Annotated in this window: 16 protein-coding genes; 5 read left to right on the top strand and 11 right to left on the bottom strand. The window is 38.8% G+C overall.

Features of this window, described 5'->3' with window-relative positions:
* Nucleotides 1-65: 65 nt before the first annotated feature.
* Entirely contained in the window at nt 66-2,222 is a 2,157-nt protein-coding gene (locus tag A0125_RS00760; RefSeq protein ID WP_066750600.1) for a S46 family peptidase, read from the top strand.
* Nucleotides 2,223-2,278: 56 nt separating this feature from the next.
* On the opposite strand, the gene A0125_RS00755 is transcribed toward A0125_RS00760, so the two are convergent.
* From A0125_RS00755 to A0125_RS00745, 3 genes are all read right to left on the bottom strand, one after another.
* Nucleotides 2,279-6,124, bottom strand: a complete 3,846-nt coding sequence (locus A0125_RS00755) for a hypothetical protein (RefSeq protein WP_066752607.1) — start codon at nt 6,122-6,124, stop codon at nt 2,279-2,281.
* 218 nt (nt 6,125-6,342) lie between these two features.
* On the bottom strand, nt 6,343-7,593 hold the full coding sequence (locus A0125_RS00750; RefSeq protein WP_066750590.1) for a site-specific integrase: 1,251 nt from the start codon (nt 7,591-7,593) through the stop codon (nt 6,343-6,345).
* Between the two features lie 280 nt (nt 7,594-7,873).
* Nucleotides 7,874-8,185, bottom strand: coding sequence for a hypothetical protein (locus tag A0125_RS00745; protein ID WP_066750587.1), 312 nt, complete (start codon nt 8,183-8,185; stop codon nt 7,874-7,876).
* Nucleotides 8,186-8,287: 102 nt separating this feature from the next.
* On the opposite strand from A0125_RS00745, the gene mazG reads away from it, so the two are divergent.
* Entirely contained in the window at nt 8,288-9,091 is an 804-nt protein-coding gene (mazG, locus tag A0125_RS00740; protein WP_066750584.1) for a nucleoside triphosphate pyrophosphohydrolase, read from the top strand.
* Between the two features lie 167 nt (nt 9,092-9,258).
* On the opposite strand, the gene A0125_RS00735 is transcribed toward mazG, so the two are convergent.
* The 6 genes from A0125_RS00735 to A0125_RS00710 all read right to left on the bottom strand — a co-directional run bounded on the left by A0125_RS00735 (nt 9,259) and on the right by A0125_RS00710 (nt 14,951).
* A complete protein-coding gene (locus A0125_RS00735; protein ID WP_231863065.1) occupies nt 9,259-10,542 on the bottom strand; it encodes an ammonium transporter in 1,284 nt (427 codons plus the stop codon).
* A gap of 241 nt (nt 10,543-10,783) precedes the next feature.
* On the bottom strand, nt 10,784-11,227 hold the full coding sequence (locus tag A0125_RS00730) for an Hsp20/alpha crystallin family protein (protein ID WP_066750578.1): 444 nt from the start codon (nt 11,225-11,227) through the stop codon (nt 10,784-10,786).
* Nucleotides 11,228-11,403: 176 nt separating this feature from the next.
* A complete protein-coding gene (gene folB, locus A0125_RS15280) occupies nt 11,404-11,772 on the bottom strand; it encodes a dihydroneopterin aldolase (protein ID WP_262507268.1) in 369 nt (122 codons plus the stop codon).
* A gap of 68 nt (nt 11,773-11,840) precedes the next feature.
* On the bottom strand, nt 11,841-13,352 hold the full coding sequence (locus tag A0125_RS00720; protein WP_066750571.1) for a carbon-nitrogen hydrolase family protein: 1,512 nt from the start codon (nt 13,350-13,352) through the stop codon (nt 11,841-11,843).
* A gap of 125 nt (nt 13,353-13,477) precedes the next feature.
* Complete coding sequence (locus tag A0125_RS00715) at nt 13,478-13,804, bottom strand: DUF3467 domain-containing protein (protein ID WP_066750568.1); 327 nt, start codon at nt 13,802-13,804, stop codon at nt 13,478-13,480.
* A 31-nt stretch (nt 13,805-13,835) separates the two neighbouring features.
* Nucleotides 13,836-14,951 carry a M42 family metallopeptidase gene (locus A0125_RS00710; RefSeq protein ID WP_066750565.1) on the bottom strand — a complete coding sequence of 372 codons (1,116 nt, stop codon included), beginning with the start codon at nt 14,949-14,951 and terminating at the stop codon, nt 13,836-13,838.
* Between the two features lie 94 nt (nt 14,952-15,045).
* On the opposite strand from A0125_RS00710, the gene lgt reads away from it, so the two are divergent.
* Together lgt and A0125_RS00700 are read left to right on the top strand one after the other, a co-directional pair.
* Complete coding sequence (gene lgt, locus A0125_RS00705; protein WP_066750562.1) at nt 15,046-15,870, top strand: prolipoprotein diacylglyceryl transferase; 825 nt, start codon at nt 15,046-15,048, stop codon at nt 15,868-15,870.
* Nucleotides 15,871-15,937: 67 nt separating this feature from the next.
* Nucleotides 15,938-17,152 carry a multidrug effflux MFS transporter gene (locus A0125_RS00700; RefSeq protein WP_066750558.1) on the top strand — a complete coding sequence of 405 codons (1,215 nt, stop codon included), beginning with the start codon at nt 15,938-15,940 and terminating at the stop codon, nt 17,150-17,152.
* Nucleotides 17,153-17,161: 9 nt separating this feature from the next.
* Here A0125_RS00700 and aroQ read toward each other — a convergent pair whose 3' ends face one another.
* Nucleotides 17,162-17,584, bottom strand: a complete 423-nt coding sequence (gene aroQ / locus A0125_RS00695; RefSeq protein WP_066750555.1) for a type II 3-dehydroquinate dehydratase — start codon at nt 17,582-17,584, stop codon at nt 17,162-17,164.
* Between the two features lie 52 nt (nt 17,585-17,636).
* Nucleotides 17,637-19,262, bottom strand: a complete 1,626-nt coding sequence (locus A0125_RS00690) for a gliding motility protein RemB (RefSeq protein ID WP_066750552.1) — start codon at nt 19,260-19,262, stop codon at nt 17,637-17,639.
* Nucleotides 19,263-19,461: 199 nt separating this feature from the next.
* Here A0125_RS00690 and A0125_RS00685 point away from each other — a divergent pair, with 199 nt between their 5' ends.
* Nucleotides 19,462-20,883 carry a glycoside hydrolase family 125 protein gene (locus tag A0125_RS00685; RefSeq protein WP_066750549.1) on the top strand — a complete coding sequence of 474 codons (1,422 nt, stop codon included), beginning with the start codon at nt 19,462-19,464 and terminating at the stop codon, nt 20,881-20,883.
* Nucleotides 20,884-20,929 lie beyond the last annotated feature (46 nt).

Here is a 20,929-nt window from a genome sequence, read left to right as displayed (position 1 = left end):
AAAAGGCTGCACGGTACTAATGAAAGATTTCGTAATTTTGAAATCCAACACATGGTTAAAAATTTATGATTTCACACAAACTATTTTTGACGGCACTGCTGCTCGGCGCCAGTGCCTTTCAATTTGCCGCTACCATACCCGACGAAGGCATGTTCCCGTTGAGCGATCTTAATCGTGCGGGATTGAAAAAAGCGGGATTAAAAATTTCCGAAAAAGACATCTACAATCCGGGCAGCACCGGTTTAGTCGACGCATTAGTTCGCGTAGGCGGCTGTTCAGGTTCATTCGTTTCTGGCAAAGGCCTTATTATCACCAATCATCATTGTGCATTTAGCGCAGTACAATTGGCAAGTACACCGCAGCACAATTATCTGGAAAATGGTTTTGTCGCGCAGCAGCCAGAGCAGGAAATTGAAGCAAAAGGGTTAACCATTCGTATTACCGATTCGTACGAAGATGTCTCAAAGCAAGTTTTAGAATCCGTCAAAAACGTGAGCGATCCGTTGCAACGCATCGAAGCAATCAATCAAAAGCGTAACGAATTAGCTCGTGAAGCAGAGCAAGCCGACCCGACGATCAAAGCAGAGGTTTCGGAGATGTTTATAGGCAAAAGCTATGTACTCTTCAAGTACAAAACGATTGAAGATGTACGACTGGTGTACGTACCCAGACAGAATATCGGCGAATTTGGTTTCGAAACAGATAATTGGGTATGGCCGCGTCATACGGGCGATTATTCGTTCTTGCGTGCTTACGTAGCGAAAGATGGCTCGGCTGCGCCTTACTCCAAAGATAATGTGCCATATGAACCGAAAAAACATCTTAAAGTAAACCCGAATGGGGTCGAAGAAAATGATTTTGTATTTATTCTAGGTTACCCGGGTCGCACATTTCGACATAGACCGGCACAATACATCGATTATCAGCAGAAATTCTTACTGCCGTACACCTCCGATATTTATGATTTTGAAAATCAGCGTATGGAAGATGCAGGCAAAACGGATAAAGCGGTAGAACTTGCTTTGGCAACGCGGATCAAACGCAATGCTAATGTGCTGAAAAACTATCGTGGAAAACTCAAGGGCTTGCGTAATACGAATCTCATCCAAAGCAAAATGGACGATGACGCGGCATTAGCTAGATTTATCGACAGCAAACCCGAACTCAAATCGGCATATGGCACCTTGATGAGCGACATAGAAGAACATTATAAAATGGTATTTGCAGATGCTCCGAAAGAACTTTGGATGAATAATGTGTATCACGGTGTAAAAACCCTTGAGATCGCTAATTATTTTCAATCTTTTCAGGATGCACTTGCACAGCAAACGTCGCCAAAAGCGCAACAAGCGTTATATGATCAAAACATTGCCAAATTTAGCGAACGGATCAGCGGGCTATTCGAAGCGTATCACCTTGGTGTAGATCAGCAGATTGCAACACATTTATTCGCGCAAGGCAGCAAATTGCACGGCGCTAATACATTAAGATTTTTGCAAAATGATAAACGTACTCAGGACAGTACCGGAACTTGGATTGCACAATTGTTAGGAGAAACGAAGTTAAATAGTGAATCGGCTTTCCGTCAAATCATTGCTTCGCCATCCAGCATCATATCCTACCAAGATGATTTGCTCAAGCTGCATCGTGGTCTGGCAGCAGAATATGCGCAATTCACTGCTGAGCAGAAGCGTCGTGAAGGGGCATTAAATAAGCTAATGGGCGATTATGTAGCGGTTAGGGAGCAATTTATGGACAAAAACTTTGTACCTGATGCTAATTCTACCTTGCGACTAACCTTCGGAAATATCAAAGGATACAGCCCAGCAGATGCCACATATATGCATCCGTTTACCAGTGTCAAAGGATTAATTGAAAAAGGAAATTCTGGTCTTCCAGAGTTTGGCTATCCTCACAAAATCAAAGAGGCGTGGTTGGCAAAAGATTTTGGCAGTTACCTCAAAAAAGACATGAACGATGTGCCTGTCAATATCTTGTATAATATGGATACAACAGGGGGTAATTCCGGTTCGCCCATCATGAATGCGCATGGCGAATTGATCGGCGTAAATTTTGATCGAGCTTATGATGCCACAATCAACGATTTTGCCTGGAATGAAAGCTACAGTCGATCCATCGGAGTAGATATTCGCTTCGTACTTTGGGTGGCGGATAAAATTGATAATGCCCATTTTATTCTGAAAGAAATGGGTGTGCAATAAGCAATAATTCGTAAAATAAAAGAGGTCGACAGCGAATGCTGTCGACCTCTTTTATTTTAAATGAGATGTTCTGCGTCTCTGTTTTTCTCTCTTTCAATATCCTTGTCAAGATAACCAATGTAAGAAACCGCCCACTCCCTCACGCTTTCCGTTTTATGATTAGTTAATTGTTTAAATAATTCTTTTTTAGATTCAAGAAAAGGCACAACTGAACCAGTCCAAGAGTATGTTCCCATATTAGAACTCAAATGGTCACGAACCTCCTTTATGTCGCCATATTCGTCTATAAGTCTAAGCGCTACTGGATGCCATTTAGTATAGTCTGTATTATTGTTGTCAAATATTGGTATTAATTCAGCAAGTCTCATTGGAGCTAGTGGTTTATTGTCTGTGCACCAATTAAAAATAGAATCAATATCACCGTCAAATAACACACCAACACTCCTACCAACACCACCAATACTAGAGCCTAAAATATGTTTCAGCCCATAAAATTTAATGTATTGCTCTTCTTTTGAAATCAATGCGTCTGATAAATCTTTCCAAATAGAATTGAAATGGACCTTTAATAAAATTTCATATACTCCTTGAATGTAGTGGTCTAAATGATATGAGTTTTCCCAAGTAATAGAATCTATTATTGACTTATTAATAAATTTTGCGAAGTCAACTTCTTTTTCGTCAGATATAATAAAAGAAATGACTTCTGTCCATTTATAGTCATCTAATTGTCGTTTGAATTTTCTGTTAAACCCTAGTTTTAAAATGCACTTTTTGTAGATTGGAATAAGTAATTTTTTCTTTACTTCGTCACCATAACTCAGGTCAGCGAATAGGTCAAAAACAACTGAGTAACCATCATCACCGTAAGCGAATAGTCTTTCACTAAAAGCATTTAATGCTTCAAAATTTAATTGTGCTAAAACGTTACTGTAGGTAAAAGCGTAAAAACTATTTACATCATAAATCTTGTTATCAATTAACTGAAATAGTAAATCAAAATAATCTTTTCCCGATTTATCAATGGAAAGGAAGTAAAATAATTGACTGCTAAATTCAGAAGATTGGAACAATCTTGAATAAAATTCTTTCTTTATTTCGTCACTGGAATTGGAAATGAAACCACCAAGAACTGTGAAATTTCTTTCCTCTTGTGGTATCTGTGAAATAACTTCTAAAGAGTAATCTATAAAACGATTGATTTTAGTTTTGTCATCTTTTAGCAACTCCGATAATCGTTTTCCAAAATGATATGAAAAAACTTGTTGATTCTTATATAACGAAGGAAAGGTTTCTTCCCAAGAAACATTGTTATCGATAAATTCATCAGCTAATTTGATGATTTCTTCAATTACTTTTTCACTTGAGTAGGTCTCGTCGTTATCCAAATGATAAGAACTTGATAATGTCAAATACTTAGTTGAAAAATCTGTCTTGGTTAGCAACTCAACTAAGTTGTTTAATTCGTCAAGTTGTTTTTCAGGGATAGAATGTTTTTCATATTTCCTTGCAAACTTCACTCCTTTTAGACCATTATCCCAATCATTGTTTTTTAATTCTGAAATTTCTTTCAAATAGGGTAGTATCAATTTTCCCATACCTATATGAAACATTGTTCTTATACTATTTGCAATAGCGTCACTCGCTAAATCAGAATACTGATTTTTTGATTTAATGATTTCAAGTAGTTTATTGAGAATGTTTCTCCAATATTCATCTATTTCTTTCCAAGTAGGATTGTTGTCTACTAATGTTCTGCTACCTTGTTGTTCTGCACCGCCCATTCTACTTGCGTGTCCAAAATTCAAACCTATTTTCATCGCTCTAATGGCAAAATCATAATAGGCTTTATCTCCTTTATTCAACAACCATTCAATTATTTTCCACCGTTCACCCAAATCGGCTTCTGTTCCTGAAAGATGTATATTGAATAGATGTAAAAACTGGGTTGTGGCATTGTTTGCCCAAGTTTCGTTTTCTGCAATTGCAAATTGTAAAAGAACTTTAGCACTATCAGCAAATGTTCTTTTGTCAAAACACAATTTTTCTAAAGTCCAAACAATGTTTCTTCGTCCTGCTTCTATTTTCAATAATTCCTCAGTGGATTTATTAAAAAATTGACGTTTGAAATTTTGAGAAACAGCAATGGGATTCACTTCTACGAAAGAGCGGAAGAGGCGTGAACCCAACTCTGTATTTAAAACTTCCGCATTATCGAAAGGGCTTTCAGTCCCTACAATTTTATCAACAATTTCTACAGCCTTTTCATTATAGTCAAGGTATTTCATTTGCTCGGCAAGTGAATTTATCAAATGCTTTCTATGTGGCTCTTCAAGATTAGATATATCTAAAATAACTTGTAGCATTCTATCAGATGTACAAGTATCCAGCCATTCAACTGCTAATGCCATTGAAAGTGGGAAAGGTCTAATACTCAAATATCGTCCTTGTTTTTCAAAAATTTCTCTAGCCTTAAAATGCTTTACAACTTCTAAAAAAGTACTAATTCTTACTTGTTCTGTATTATTTGATATAGTAATATTTTGATTTGTAGCTATAAATTTATACTGTGATTCGAGTTCATTTTCAAAACCAAAATAACTAAACATTGAACAGGACTTTAGAATACTTCGCCACTCTTGCTCCTTGCCTTTTGTTCCAAGAAGTTTGTCTAACAAATCTTTATCTTCTAGCTTGCCAATAAATTCTTCACCATTACTTACGCTTTCTCCCAATAGAACAGCCATTAAGGGAATTCCTTGTGAAAATTCCTTTATTTTTCTCTTACTTTCTTCATCTAAGTTATTGAATCTACTTGAGAGTAATTCATCAACAACTGATGATAGCTCTTCTTTTCTAATAATTACATAATTCACCCCATTTACTCTATCATTCTCAATTTCTTCAGGATTAGAATCGAGAGATATTAAAGATGCTTTATTTCCTTCTCTATTTATAAGTTGAAGTAGTTGTCTGTGAACTGAGATTGGGCAATTATCTAGAACAAGAATTGGGTCAGTTTGCTCTGAAATAGCTTTTGAAATAATGTTTTGGTAGTCTGCATTCGGGTATAGGTTACAATTTATGTAAAGTACACGACTTGAAAGCAAAATTGAATTATCATCAGAACTAATTGGTCTAAATATTTCTAATAAGTTTCTCGTTTTACCTAATCCAGATAATCCTAAAATTCTTATTGTTTGATTAGTGCTTTTTAAACCATCAAGAACTAAATTCGTTATTTCTTTTGTCTTATCATTCGGAATAAATGGTTGTGGTGTTAAAATGGAATTTTCCCAATCACTCCAAACTTGTAAGGGATGAAATTTACTTTTTTGACTTTGTAGGGCTGAAATTGCTGTGTCTTTAATTGCATTTGCTAAATCATTGACAAAATCTGTTTGCATTTTAGCTTTGTCTTTAGTTTTTTCAGAATATCTGTATTCAATAGGGAATCGAATATGTCTTAAATCAAAGGGAATATTCTCTGGGTTTTCATTGGGTGAACCATATTCACTATTCAAAACGCCAATCATTTTTTCTAATCCAATAGCATTGTTTGCTACGCCGTGTTCGTTAATTACATTATTGTTTTGAAACGGTTTGAATTTGTCGTTTACAATTTTTCGTATAAACTTTTTAAACCCACTAATATGATTAACAACTGAAAGGTCTGCAATAAAAATATCAGAATTTGGAATTCTTTCATCTGTGATTTTAGAAGCAACTTGAGGTGAGCCTGGCTCACCTCTGACGCCTTCAAGAATTATAAACTCTATATCTTTTAATTCTGGTTTTTTATTTACCTTTTTGACAGCTTTTTCAAGACAAGTTAAAATGAAATTCTTATTGTATTTAGTGTTGGTTGTTGTCTGCCAAGAGTAAAAGATTTTTATCTTCATTTGTTTCTGTTTTTGAAGGTTGTTCTTGTCGCTAGGTAGTATCTTTACAACTCGAGCCAGCAAAGAAATCCCACATTGATTTTCTCGCTACGTCCCGACGGTGAAAGTTATTCGTTTTAATTGCTTGTATATGTTTTATGCATCTGCTTTATCAAGAGCTAAAATACAAAAAAAGCCAATGTTATCTTCATTGGCTTTCTTTAATCACTTTATTGATTTCATAGGTGAGTAACAAAAGATTGCTCCATACCTTTAAATTTATTCGAAACCTTTTGCATATCCTTACCGACTTTCTCGTTAAGTATCTTGGCATAAATCTGTGTTGTGGCAATATTTTTATGCCCTAACATTTTGCTCAAACTTTCGAGCGGAACACCCTCGCTTAAAAACAGGGTGGCAAACGTATGGCGTGCCAAATGAAAGGTTACTTTCTTCTCTTTAAGACAGTCGATAAGTCCGGATATTCTCTTCAAACTGTCATTGCAAACGGTATTTGAGGGTACAGGAAAAACCCTGCTGTCCTTTGACAATCCTGCATATTTTTCGATAATCATTTTAGGAATATCCAATAGCATCACATAGGATGATGTTGATGTCTTTTTTCTGCGTATAATAATCCATTGATTTCCGTCAAAGAACTCCTGAAGATTGCTGTTTTTCAATCCTTTTATATCCGAATAGGAAAGCCCTGTAAAGCAACTGAAAACAAACAGGTCTTTTACCAATTCATCTTTTCTTTTCTCACAGTTAAATGTTACAAGCCGTTCCAATTCGTTCCGTAATAGGTAGCCTCTGTCTTTGTCCTTTTTGGTATTCTTGTACTCGCTGAAAGGATTGAAAGCAAGATGCTTTCTGCTCATTGCCAATCGGCAAAGCGTGGTAAATCCAATCATATATACCCAAACCGTGTTATGCCCCAAATGATGTTTATCACGCAGGTAGTAATCAAAGTCTTGTACAAAATCAGGAGTAAGGTCGCTAAACGATACATCTGTATAACCGTATTTCACACGTGCAAAATTGCGAAGATGCTTTATGAGTGTCCTGTATCTCCGGTAAGAGCCTATAACTCTAAGTCCACTATTAACTTTTTTCTCGAAGTCCAAAAGAAATTGTTCGCAGAACTTGAAAAAGGTCAGTTCTCCGCTTTCCATACCGAGAAAGGCATTTTTAAGTTTCGCACTGCTTACAGCTCCCTCGTTCTTTAGAATTTTTGAATAGCATTCCTCAATACCCAAACGTATCTTATCAAGTTTACCGTTTACGTCTTGAGCTTCTCGGCTTTTCCCTAAAACCCTGCCGTACTTCAAATCCCAATTTGTTGCGGAAATATCCAGCTTTGTACTGAATGCAGACTGTTTGCCGTTTACGGTAACCCTGCACATAACCGTAACTTTTCCGTTTTTCTTTGGTGCGTTCTTTTTAAGGTAGAACAATACCTTAAACGTTGATTTTTTTGTCGTTTCCATACTCACAATTCTTAATGATAAAATTAAACTTATGTGAGCTACATAACAATATGAAAAACGATGCAAAAAGCTGAAATACAGTATGTTGAAGCGATTGTTTTCAATATTTAAAAGTAACGTTTTAGTAACCTTACTTTTGCCAAACCTCGCTTTTTACTGCTTTTTACCTCATTTCCAAAAATCATAAAACGGCTGTAAAGCCTTTATTTACAACCGTTTTACCTGTTTTTAATCTTTGATGTATTTTTAGTGAAAATTTATTTTAAAAAAATCGGTATTCCTAGGATTCTTCCTCTTTCCTTGCACGGATTTCCAATTCTAATATTATATCGCGCTTTTTTCCTTCGATTACAGAAATATCACCTGCTACAAAAACACCTTTTGACCCAGTTTTAACATTGCGAATACCATAAACGTGCGATTCGTCTCCCGGATCAGTTGCACCCTCATAGCGATAAATTTGATCAATTTTATAATCTTGAGCACTTGCGTGTAGTTCGTCAAATTCAACATTATAATCAACTTCATACCCTTCTTGCTTCAGCTTCTCAATCGCAACGGAAGCTGATTCGTAATTATGTTTCGTTTTCATAAGCCTATATCTCCTATTCTATGAGAACAACAACTCAAATAAAAATGTGTTTTTCAGACGAGCATTTTTTAACTTGCCACGCACAACAATAAACGATTACATATGGCCTATCCTATTCCACCGTCAGTACCAACTCCCTCTGCGGCATTCGAACGATTACTCACTGTACTAAATACACTTCGTGAAGCGTGCCCTTGGGATAGAAAACAAACTATGGAAAGCCTGCGCTTGCTTACTATCGAAGAAATGTATGAATTGGGTGATGCGATTTTGGAAGCTGACTTACCTGAAATACAAAAAGAGTTAGGCGACGTCATGATGCACTTGGTTTTTTATGCTCGCATAGCCGAAGAACAACAAGCATTCGACATTACAGATGTACTCAATGGTGTGTGTGATAAACTGATCGCCCGCCACCCACATATTTATAGCGATGTGCAGGTGGAAAACGAGCAGGATGTAAAGCAGAATTGGGAAAAACTAAAACTGAAAGAAGGAAATACTTCGGTACTCGCAGGTGTACCAAAAGGACTTCCGGCCTTGGTAAAAGCCTACCGTATACAAGACAAAGTTCGAGGAGTCGGCTTTGACTGGAAAGATCCTGCGGATGTCTGGAAAAAAGTTGAAGAAGAAATTAGTGAATTTAAAGCAGAATTTGATCTTAGTACACACACGACAATTGACACTGATCGCGCGGAAGCAGAATTTGGCGATGTACTCTTTTCGCTCATCAACTACGCTCGCCACCTGGGCATTAATCCCGAAAACGCATTGGAACGTACTAATAAAAAATTCATAAAACGCTTCAACCATGTGGAACAGCGAACGCAAGAATCTGGCCGCCAATTGCAGGACATGACATTGGAAGAAATGGACATATACTGGAATGAAGCCAAAAAGATATAGCACCCAACCTCCTTTTTTAAACGATCTCGTTTATGATGCACGAGAACCAACCGATGATGTGTTGCACTGGCAAATCAGTAAATTCATAAAAAAACTTGTCCCGAGAACCGGGACAAGTTTAAAATAGAGGGTAGTAGAGTATAGTAATATAAAACAATTAAAATTTGTTACAACTTCTCTCCGTGCTGAGAAAAGTCAAGACCGATCTCTTCTTCTTCGTCGGTCACGCGAAGTGTCGTAATAAGATCTGTTATTTTCAGTAAAATAAAAGCCATAATCAAAGTAAATACCGTTGCGCCGATCAGACCAATGACATGCGCGGTAAACAATTCTGTTTCTCCAAAAAACAAACCATTTGCTTCTACTGCTTCATTGATAGCACTATGTGCAAATACGCCAGTTAACAGCATACCAACCATACCGCCCACACCATGACTTGGAAATACATCTAAGGTATCATCCAATTTAGATTTTGTTCTCCATTCGATACACAAACGACTAATAATCGCGGCTACTGCTCCAATAATCAAGGAATGCGGAACCGTCACAAAACCAGCCGCAGGAGTGATTGCCACTAATCCTACAACCACGCCGATACAAACCCCAGTTGCCGAAGGTTTGATACCTTTGGCAGCATCAAAGAATAAATAGGTAAGCGCTGCCGCGCCTGAAGCTGTTGAAGTAGTTGCTAACGCGGTCGCCGCCAAGGCCGACGCGCCAAATGCCGATCCACCATTGAAACCAATCCAACCAAACCAAAGCAAACCAGTTCCCATCAACACATATGTAATACGCGCTGGCACATGCGGATGCGTATGAAAATCCTTGCCATGTTTGAGGTAAATTGCTGATGCCAAGGCGGTCAGACCGGCGGACATATGCACGACCGTACCGCCCGCAAAATCCAAAACTCCCATATTAAACAAAATACCGTCTGGATGCCATGTAGCATGTGCCAAGGGCGCATAAATGAACACAAAGAAAAGACAGACAAAGAGTACGTATGATGTGAATTTGATGCGTTCGGCAAATGCACCTGTGATTAAAGCTGGTGTGATAATAGCAAACTTTAATTGATACATAGCAAATAAAACAAAGGGAATCGTCGGAGCACCTCCCCAAGGCGCTCCGTCGACCACGCCTTCAAACATAAAATAGGTCATCGGATTACCGATAAAACCTCCTACTGACTCGCCAAATACTAGTGAAAAACCGAATACGACCCAAAGAACAGCTACCACTGCCATACAAATAAAACTTTGCAACATCGTGGAGATAACGTTCTTCTTTTTTACCATTCCACCATAGAAATATGCTAATCCAGGCGTCATAATCAATACTAATGCTGCGGAAGCCAACATCCAAGCTACATCTGCCCCATTATATTCATATGTTTTTGAAATATCTGGAATTCCAGGGTTAAAAAAAGCTAAAATTACAACTATACCCATTATAATTATAGGTATGAACGATTTTTTTCCAGATAGACTCATATTTTTTTATTGAAATTTTAAATAATAACTCAAAAAAACAATAAAAAAATAATATTTCAAACATTTTATTGAAAAATTATACAATAAAAAACACATTTATTAGCAATAATAGATTTAAGACATATAAAACACTATAAATTATCACAAAAAAAGCTCTCCCAAAGGGAGAGCTCAAACAATAATCATAAAAATGCAATAACTACATTACCTCAATACTTCTCTTGGTCACGATTGCGTCTTCCTTTTTGCCGATTTTAACTACTAAAATTCCATCTGCGTAATTTGCGTCGATATTATTATAATTTACAACATCTGGAAGCGTGAAAGAACGACTGAAAGAATGGTAATTAAATTCGCGTTTCGTATACGTATTAGCTTCTCCTTCGCTGGAAGCTTTTTTCTCAGCCGAGATGGTAATAAGATTCTTATCCACGTTTATGGTGAAATCGTCTTTTTTCAGACCGGGAACTGCTAATTCTAACTGAAAAGCAGCATCGGTTTCTAAAATGTTTACGGCTGGAACACGAGTAACTAGACGGTCACTCATAAATGAATCTGTAAATAAGCTATCAAACACATTATTTACAAATGGGTTAACAGCGTCGGTGTTTACGGTACGTGTTGGAAATTTTACTAAAGCCATGATATATCCTCCTGTTATGTTAATTAATCATTTACGGAGAGATTTACAATTCTTATACCATAGCGAAATTTCTCACAAAAACAGACTTTTTGACATGATTAAAAAAATAAACAAGACAAAATGTCTGATTTAAATCAATTTTGCCGACAAACTCACTGTATAAATAGCTGATGTAGTTAGCGCTGATAGGTTAACCCTACGACGGATTGAGAAACATCGCCACCAAATGGTGGGTTTTGCTTCCGTATATGGACGGCAATATGTTGTAAATTGGCATATCGTTCGAGTAATCGATTTAGTATATCCTCCGCTGCCGACTCGAGCAATTCTCGTTTTGGCGCCATTACCTCCACCATGATCTGATAGAGCTCTTCATAATTGATGGTATTTTCTAATCGCTCGGCATTAGGATTGGCAAAAGGAAATGTGACGGAGACATCAACATAAAATTCGTTGCCGAGTAGCTGTTCTTCGGGATAAAAACCTATTGGAGAAAAAAACGCGCATCTTTTATTGCCACTTCTTGGGTAATGATTGCCATGAATGAGTAGATATGTATACTTAAAGATAATATTTAAAATACAAATCCCTAATTCATGGCAACCGTTCGTAACTACTTCAGCAGGTTTACTTCGTAAAGGTCATGGCGACGATCTTTCAAAATCTTAACAGTTCCATATTCGTGTAAATCGCGTAAGGCATACAAATCAACATCCGCTATTAGCACCATTTCGGTGTTTGGAGTTGCTTCAGCTTTGATAGCATTGTTGGGAAACGCAAAATCAGAAGGAGTGAACACTGCAGACTGTGAATATTGTATATCCATATTGCTCACACGTGGCAAATTACCAACTGAACCTGCAATAGCAACGTAACATTCATTTTCGATAGCGCGTGCCTGCGCACAAGCGCGTACACGCATGTATCCATTTTGTGTATCCGTCATAAACGGCACAAAAAGAATCTGCAAACCTTGATCGGCCAGGATGCGTCCTAACTCAGGAAATTCGACATCATAGCAGATCAACAAACCTACTTTACCACAATCTGTATCAAATACTTTTACTTCGTTGCCCCCCACCATACCATAGTACTTATATTCGTTAGGTGTGATATGGATTTTTTTGTACGTATCGAGTTGTCCATTACGATGACATAAGAATGTAGCATTGTAAAGCTTGCCACGCTCCACCACTGGCATAGATCCAGCAATGATATTAACGTTGTAGGATACCGCGAATTCTTGAATTTTAGCAACGGTTTCTTTGGTTAATTCAGCGAGCTTTTCCATAGCCATACGCTCGGGCATATCGTTATACGAACTCATTAATGGCGTATTAAAGAATTCAGGAAAAAGGGCAAAATCGGCACCGTAATCACTTACTGCATCAACAAAAAATTCAACTTGATCGTAAAACTCATTGACATCCTTAAACAGACGCATCTGCCATTGCACCAGTCCCAGACGGATAGTCTGCTTGGATGCGGAGCTTGATTTAGCATCGGGCTCATAATAGATATTGTTCCATTCTAATAACGTTGCGAATTGCATGGATTCGGCATCCTCCGGAAGATAATGCTTTAGAATCTTCTTGACGTGAAAATCATTGGACAACTGAAAGGTAAGGGTCGGATCGTAGATTTCCTTGCGTTTTACGCGCTCTATATACATTCTCGGACTCATCGTAGCGGCATAGGTATGATAATTTGGAATACGCCCTCCTGCCACGATACTTTTCAAATTCATTTGCTCGCATAATTCTTTACGAGCGTCATACAGTCTTCGCCCAAGACGCAAGGACCGATATTCTGAATGCACAAATACTTCGATACCATATAAGGTATCGCCATCATTATCGTGCTTTGAAAACTTGCCATCATCAATGATTTCGTAGTATTTTTCGTATACGTTGGTCTTTTTGGTATTGATGATAATGGACAATGCGCAGGCTACGACCTTTTTGTCGACTTCTACACAGATTTGTCCTTCTGGAAACATATCTACTAAATCGTCGATATGCGCACGGGTCCAAACTTCTCCGGCGTGGCCGTCGTAAGCTTGGATCATAGACTCACGAAGATCCTTATAGTCCTTCTTAGTCAGGTTTCTTAAATTAATATCCATTATATAATCTGTATTGCATTATAGTAACAGGACGTGATATAGATTGTTTGCCAGCGAAGATGATGTAGATGTATCAAAAAAAGCAGAGGCCGATAAATCAGGCCTCTACCACTTTTGTATCTGTTTTATGCCTGACCAGTTGGTCCGCCAAAATTTAGCGGAATCGGCACTTCTCTAGAATCAATTTTGCCATTCTGCGCCTCAAAACGATTCACATTGTCTTGCAAAGCACCTAGCAACCGCTTTGCATGCTCAGGAGTAAGTACGATGCGAGATTTCACCTTCGCTTTGGGCACACCCGGCATAATACGTACAAAATCGACCACAAACTCGGTATTTGAGTGGGTGATAATAGCGAGATTAGAATAAATACCTTCTGCTACTTCTTCCGTCAGTTCGATATTGATTTCCTGCCCTTCTGGATTGGGATTATTCGGATTATTATTATTCATCTTTCTAAAAGATATCGTGTGCTATTTAAACTTATTTGGTGAAGGTACGAAAATCCTGATCTGGCTGAATCGCAAGCACCATTTCATAGATCAAACGAATCACATTATCTACATCTTCCTTATGAATCATCTCCACTGTCGTATGCATATAGCGAAGTGGAAGCGAGATCAATGCCGATGGTACGCCTCCGTTAGAATATGCAAAAGCATCTGTATCGGTACCTGTGAAGCGTGATGATGCTTGTCTTTGTAATGGAATATTGTGCTCTTTGGCTACTTCGATAAGCATTTTATTCAAATTGATTTGTACTGCAGGCGCATAGGATACGACCGGGCCTTTGCCGCAAGCCAATTCACCTTGTGTAATCTTATTAATCATTGGCGTTGTGGTATCGTGGGTCACGTCGGTCACAATAGCCACATTTGGTTTGATGTAATCTGCGATCATCTCCGCACCTTTGAGACCGATTTCTTCTTGTACAGAGTTAACAATGTACAAACCAAATGGCAGTGTTTTCTTGTTCTCTTTCAACAAACGCGCAACTTCAGCGATCATAAGTCCGCCGGCACGATTATCTAGCGCACGCCCAACGTAATAACGATCGTTGAGTACCATAAACTCGTCTTCGTATGTCACCACGCTACCTACGTGAATACCTAAAGCTTCTACTTCGTCTTTCGAGGTACAGCCACAATCGAGAAATATATTTTTTAAACTCGGTGCGTCCTCTTTTTCGCCCGAGCGTGTGTGGATAGCTGGCCAACCAAATACAGCTTTGACAACACCGTTATCAGTATGGATATTGACTCTTTTTGAAGGTGCGATTTGGTGATCTGAACCACCATTGCGGATTACATAAATCAATCCATCAGAAGTGATGTAATTGACAAACCAGGAAATCTCGTCGGCATGTGCTTCGATCACCACTTTGTAGGGTGCATCTGGATTGATAATACCTACAGCAGTACCATAATTGTCGATGTACGTATCATCAACATAGGGTTTTAGGTAATCCAGCCAAAGACGTTGTCCTTTCCATTCAAAACCAGTTGGAGAGGGATTATTTATATAGCTTTCGAAAAAGGCCAATGACTTTTCATTGACCACTTCGATGTGTTTATTCTCTTTAGAATTCTTCTTACTCATAATGCTTAATTTGTGCTACGCAAAATAAGTATTTCAAATAGATATGACAAAAACTAAGCGAGTAAACCTTATCTTTACACCATAATTTGACTCCATGAAAACTACTTTGGCGCACATCGTTTGGAATATCGAACCCGAAATATTTACTATAGGATCCTTCGGTCTGCGATATTATTCGTTGTGTTGGCTGTTGGCCTTTGCCTCTTCGTATTTTTTCATGCTGAAGGTTTTTAAACGCGAAGGCAAATCACAAGAATTGCTAGACAAATTGACGATTTATATTTTTGTAGGTACGCTGTTGGGTGCGCGCTTAGGGCATTGCCTATTCTATGATTTTGCTTATTACAAAGACCATCTTTTGGAGATGTTCATTCCATTTCAGCAAGTTAATGGACAATGGCAAATGACTGGCTTTACTGGATTGGCTAGCCATGGCGGTGCCATCGGGATCTTGACGGCATTATGGTTGTTTGCTAGAAATACAAAGATAAACTTTATCTGGATTACTGATCGTCTGGTTCTTGTCGTGCCGATAGCTTGTTTTTTTATTCGCTTAGGTAACTTCTTCAATTCCGAAATGATTGGCCATCCTACCGATTTGCCATGGGCGATCATCTTTCAGCAAATAGATAATATACCAAGGCATCCGGCACAGCTTTATGAAGCGATTGCTTATTTGATTTCATTTGGAATCATGTGGTTTCTATATCAGAAAAACCAGAATCCAAAACCCGGAAAGCTGTTCGGAACGTTACTTATCCTATTATTTGGAGCGCGACTCGCTTTAGAGCATTTCAAGATCGATCAAGTAGCATTTGAGCAAGGCATGGCGCTCAATATGGGGCAGCTTCTCAGCATTCCTTTTATACTAGTAGGGTTATACTTATTACTGCGAAAAACCACACCGGTAACGCGCTAAATAAAGAAGCCCTTCAATTGCCAAGAAGGGCTTTTTACTTTTCTCTTTTTCAATACACTACCACTATATGAATTTTAATTCTCTTTCCAAGTCAAGACGTTTTGCTATCTTACTTATACTAGGACTGCTTTCTGCGATTGGGCCTTTTTCAATTGATATGTACCTACCGGCTTTCGATACGATCGCTTCGGACTTTGATTCGCCCATCGAAAAGATACAACTTTCCTTAACTGCCTTCTTTGTTGGAATTGCCATCGGGCAGATCATCTACGGGCCGCTATTAGATAAATTTGGACGCAAAAAACCACTTTTTGTTGGCCTAGTGATTTACATACTTGCATCTATCATGTGTGCCTTCACTGAAGATGCTGATCATTTGATCGTATTTCGCTTTTTGCAAGCGCTGGGAAGTTGCTCTGGTATGGTCGCATCACGTGCCATGGTTCGTGATTATTTTGATCCTCGCGAAGGAGCTAAGGTTTTCAGTATGTTGATGCTGGTCATTGGTATTTCGCCGATTATTGCTCCGAGTGTTGGTGCATTTGTCTTGTCGCATTTTGATTGGCATATTATATTTTTGATTTTGACCGCCTTGGCCACCTTAATTTTGTTAGCCGTGATTTTTATCTTGCCAGAATCTTACAAAGGCAATCGGCAGATGTCTTTGTATCCGAAAGACATTGTAGAAGGTTATTGGTCAGTATTCAAAACGCCCGTTTTTCTCCTTTATGCATTGGTAGGTGGTTTTGCCGCGAGCGGCTTGTATGCTTACCTCTCAGGATCGCCTTTCGTATTGCAATCGCTACATGGTCTCAGCGAATCACAATACGGCATCGCCTTTGCGATGGTCGCATCATGCTTAATCATCGCTACGCAACTGAATCGGATTTTGTTGAATAAGCTTACTAGTGAAGTGATTTCTAAAAGAGCTAGCTTTTTTCAAGTTAGTGCAGGTGTACTACTCGTAATCTTTGCAGCAACGGGATTATTGAACTTAATTACTTTGTTGGCTCTTATATGTCTGTACTTGTGCGCACAGGGATTTATCTTCCCGAATACGTCTGCCATGGCTTTAGCACCTTTTGACCGCTTGGCAGGTAGTGCTTCTGCGCTATTGGGTTGCATACAAATGGCGTTAGGCGCTGCTTCTTCTGCGTTGGTGAGTCATTTTCACAATGGCACGCAACTGCCGATGGTAGCAGTTATGTGCGGCGGAGCCTTAATCAGTTTTCTGATCTATATTTTACTACCGCGATTTAATAATCGCAAAATGGAAGTTTAATGTTGTCTCTTAAGATAACATTAAACTTAAAATTCCCAGGCGATAGCTATTCAAGCCGAACCCCAAAATTACTCCCTTACATTGCGCAGAAAGATACGAGTGATGTCTGAATTCTTCTCGCTGGTGCACGTTAGAAATATGCACTTCAATGACCGGAGTAGTCACAGCCGCTATCGCATCTGCGATAGCAACGGACGTGTGCGTGTACGCGCCGGCATTCAATACGACGCCGTCCCATTCAAATCCAACTCTATGAATTTCGTCGATTATTGCACCTTCGCTATTCGCTTGAAAATAGCTTAGATCCACATCCGGAAACTCATCTTTCAATTCCGAAAAGAAGGATACAAAATCCTGATCTCCATATATGCTCTTCTCTCGCACGCCCAGTAAGTTGAGATTAGGGCCGTTTAGTACTAATATTTTCTTCATAAATAATTTTATAGATAGTAATATTGAGATGCCAAATAGCAGTTCAGCAAACTTATATATCTCCGTAAAATGGTCGAAAAGTAGATCTCAGACCGATAGATACCACGCCAGTACGGATCGATGGCCTATCGGCAATGTTTTGCTGACGATGTGTGTATCCTACTTCAAAACGAAGATTATACGTCGGGTTGAGCACATAAGATGCACGTGCATCTGCAAAATATAAATCATTGCGTATGCCTTGACCAATACTGTTTCCGTGGCGATTAGGATAATTCTCATACGATTCAAAAATATCACCACCAAAGCTTGTACCATCACCCGGATCGGTACCATACAGGCTATACATACCTTGCAAAGCAAAGTGAAAACGCTTCCAAGAATAATTGGCAATAGCTACGACCTCTCGAAAATTGGCTCCGCGCGGATGCGCCAATGGCTCGGCATTATTGCTATAGTTAGAGATCGATACAAAATGCTGGTAGGTGTAAGGACGCGCAAGATTATATTCAGCAAGGAGGCTCAAGTTGCGTAGGCCAAACATATGATATCCACGAGCACCTAATTGTGCCGCCCACTTATTATGTATATAGCCATTCCCTGCAAAAAATTCTTTACCGGTGAACTCACCTAACAAAAACTGACTATACAAGGTGATGTTTTGCCAAGTTTTATATTTTGCATTCAAACCTAAAAACATCTTATCAGGAGAAGATGAATTGTTAGATTCGATTGGACGAAGGAAATTAACCGGAATCGCATAATTCCAATCAAACCCTCTACTACCAGCCTGATTTCTATTCGCCCAGATCACCGCCTGAAAAAAACCAACAGACAATCGATTAGAAATATTGTAATCCAGATATTGGAATGCACCCCATTTCTTACCATCTCCAAATTGCGCACCACTATTCAGCGAGTCAATACGATCAGTTTTGGGATCATTCATATATGCCCATACAGATGTATAGCGCACATTGCCAATCGTGCCTGTAAGCCGAAGTTGCGCATAATTAGAAGAAAAATCGGATAAAAGTACCGAGCGATAACCATCACCAATATGATTACGATCATAACCGATTGAAGCCTGAAAATAGTCGCCCACAGCATAGGTTGCATTAGCAGTCGCAAAAAGCCACGATTGGCGATCCCCATTGCTATTACGTACTAAGCCTTGCCCAGGTACGACTTCATTAGAATTGATGTAGTCGGTCAAGTAATTAGCAAATACAGCTCGATTGTCAATTAAATTACCGTAAAAAACAAACTTATCTTTGTAAGTGAAACCCGCCTGTACTCCTTTAGAGCCTAACCAAACGTTTTTTCTATCGGCGTCACGCAGATCCGAACCGATCATTAGGTCAGGTATGACATCGGCATAGAAGCGATAATTTTCATCATTTGCTTCTACTAAATGTTCATTAAAAAGTTTTCTAGCAAACCAATTATCCGAGGAAGTCCTATGCAGTGTAGTAATCGAATCATGAGCAGCAAACAGCCGCTTCTTTAACAACAAAGGTTTTACAGTAGTAAACTCACGACTATCCGCACCGTACAATACTTCTCCATACTGCTGATACAGTGAATAGGAATAAGGTAAATAATCTATTTGCGCACGCGCAGACTGTGCAAGCACCAAGCAACCTAACATCAGGATCAAACCGTGATAAATCTTCATAACCACGAAATTAGACAAAATTTTTAATGCTGGACGCAATTTTTGTACCTAAATAGCATCTTTCACGAAATGCATTTATCAAAGTGAACTAAAATAAAGTCACTCTATTGGCTAAAACGTTTTTTTGATGTTATTATACAGAAATTATGTATATTGGAGCTCACAATAATAAACTAAAACACCTATAATATACATAAGCATGAAGCGTAGAACCTTTATTCAGAACTCCGCTCTTTTGGGCGCAGGCGTGTTGGCCAGTAAGTTTTCACTAGCTGCTGACGGGTACTCCAACTTCCCAGTAGTGAGAGTCGCTGAGAAAGACAGACACTTTAAGAGTAAAGTGGTCGAGAATGTTATCAAAGAATTTCAAAGCAAGGTGGCCGACAAAGAATTAGGCTGGTTATTCCACAACTGTTTTCCGAATACGCTAGACACCACCATATATGATGAATCTACGGCTACCCAAAAATTGACGTATGTAATCACAGGCGACATTGACGCGATGTGGTTACGCGATAGTAGTGCACAAGTATGGCCGTATTTGCCATTTATGAAAAAGGATAAAAATCTACAAAATCTTATCGTCGGATTAATCAATAAGCAGGCAAAATGCATCAATATCGATCCATATGCTAATGCATTTTATAATGACCCGACCAAAGAAGGCGAATGGTTTTCCGATCATACTGAGATGAAAGCAGGTATCCATGAGCGTAAGTGGGAAATCGATTCACTATGTTATCCGGTACGTTTGGCACATGCATATTGGCAGGAAACTAACGATACCACTCCTTTTGATACGGAGTGGGTACAAGCACAGGAAAACATATATAAAACCTTTGTAGAGCAACAACGCAAAGAAAGCTTAGGGCCTTACAATTTCATGCGCACGACACCTCGTGGTACAGATACCTTACAGGTGGATGGCTGGGGATATCCTGTCAAACCAGTTGGTTTGATCTGTTCTAGTTTTCGCCCTTCGGACGACTGTACAATGTTGCCATTCCTGATCCCTTCTAACTTATTTGCGATCGTTAGTTTAAGACAATCGGCAGAAATATTAAGAAAAGTGAAAAACAATACGGATTTAGCGCAGAAAATGGAGGCTTTAGCTAATGAAGTAGAAACTGCGGTAAACCAATATGGCATTATAGATCATCCAACACACGGACGTGTTTACGCTTTTGAAGTAGACGGATATGGTAGTTATATGATGATGGATGATGCCAACGTACCCAGCCTTTTGTCGCTTCCGTACTTAGGTGCTGTCGATAAGAATGACGAGGTGTATCAGCGTACTCGTAAGTTTATACTTTCAGAAGAAAACCCGTTCTTCTTCAAAGGAACTGCGGCAGAGGGTATTGGTGGTCCACACATAGGGCGCGATATGATCTGGCCTATGGCAATTATCATGCGTGCAATGACTTCTTCTGACGATAATGAAATCAGAACTTGCATTCAAACATTAAAGAAAACACATGGTGATACTGGTTTTATGCACGAGTCATTTCACAAAGACGATCCAAAAAACTTCACCCGTCACTGGTTCGCGTGGACCAATACGCTATTTGGTGAATTACTTTGGAAAACATACCAAGAGAAACCAAGCTTATTAGTATAACAAAGAAAAGCCAATACTGTTAAGTAACAAAGAGCCCCCGAAATCC

The sequence above is a fragment of the Sphingobacterium populi genome (assembly GCF_001586775.1).
Taxonomy (GTDB): Bacteria; Bacteroidota; Bacteroidia; order Sphingobacteriales; family Sphingobacteriaceae; genus Sphingobacterium; species Sphingobacterium populi.
Note: the sequence above shows the minus strand (reverse complement) of the source record. Positions and strands in the feature narration are given on the sequence as shown.